Origin of the sequence: Micromonospora sp. NPDC001898 (assembly GCF_042891255.1) — a bacterium.
Lineage (GTDB): Bacteria > Actinomycetota > Actinomycetes > Mycobacteriales > Micromonosporaceae > Micromonospora.
On sequence record NZ_JBIATC010000052.1, the window covers coordinates 1 to 1151 of the forward strand.

The 1151-nt window shown below is 70.1% G+C and carries 1 protein-coding gene; it reads left to right on the forward strand.

Annotated features, from left to right (window positions below; translation table 11 throughout):
• A partial coding sequence (locus ACFYZF_RS30640; RefSeq protein ID WP_387026669.1) for a condensation domain-containing protein occupies nt 1-872 on the forward strand: 872 nt, incomplete at its 5' end.
• Between the last annotated feature and the right edge of the window lie 279 nt (nt 873-1151).

Consider the following 1151-nt stretch of genomic DNA (forward strand, 5'->3'; position numbering starts at 1 on the left):
CCCACACACTCCTCACCCACGACCTCAGCCACGCCTACACCGCCCGACTGGCAGGCAAAACCCCGGAATGGAACCGACCCGCACCCACACTGCGCGAGGCGTACGACGAGTTCACCCGCCTGCGCGACGCGGCCGACGTGGAGACGCAGCGCGCGTACTGGCGTGAACAGCTACGTGGCCTGCCCCGCCAGGGCGAACCCCCAGCCGGCGCATCGCTGGAACAGGCGCTGGCCTGGGGCCCCAAGGCCGGGCACATCGTCACCGTCAACCCCGACGTGATGGAACGCTGGGACCGCGCCGCCCGCGAACACCGGTTCAGCCGCTCCAGCCTCTTCGCCGCCGCCTACGCCTCCGCGCTGCGCGCCGTCAACCAGCAGGACGACATCGGCCTGCTGATGGTCGTCGCGAAGCGGGGCAGCCGCGTTCTCGACTCCGCCTTCACCACCAGGCTCAACCTCAACTGCGTCCGGGTCCGGTTCGACGGGCCGGGGGACGGCAACCTCGTCCTCCGGGTCCACGAGACGATCAGCGACCTCATGCGGGCCCAGGACGTCCCCTTCGCGGAGACCGCCAACGACGCCGCAGCCGGAATCTCCAGCGAGGTGGTCGCCAGCCTGCCCACCTTCGTCTACCAGGACAACGTGGTGCACCCGCTGGAGCTGCCCGGCTGCCGGACCGAGGAGATCGTCGAGCCGTACGCCCGGGAGGTGCCCAACGGGCTCACGGTCGAGGTGCTGCCCCGCGCCGACCACGCCCTGCTGCGCGTCACCATTCGCACCGACTACTTGCCGTACAGCTTCGCCGAGAAGCTGAACGGTCACATGCTGCGCTTCCTCGAAGCGGGGCCCGCCCCGGCCCTCATCGCCGGCTGAACGTTCACCCCGTACCCCTCATGCCGTGGGGCGTGCCCGCGGAGTTCCTGGTTTTCCTGAACCGGCCGTACCCGTGCAGGTGACGCCGGTCCTGATCGGAGGTTGGCTCATGTCTGTCGGGTTCGTAGGTGGTCAGGCCCAGGCCGCGAATGTAGCCGGGCCCCGTGCCGACTTCGAGACCCTCGACCTGATGGGTGATCTGCGGCGGCCGTTGGTGTGGCCGGCTCGGGCGGGGTCGGTGGTGCGGGCGGTGGAGTTGTCCGGTGTGGTGGGTGCGGA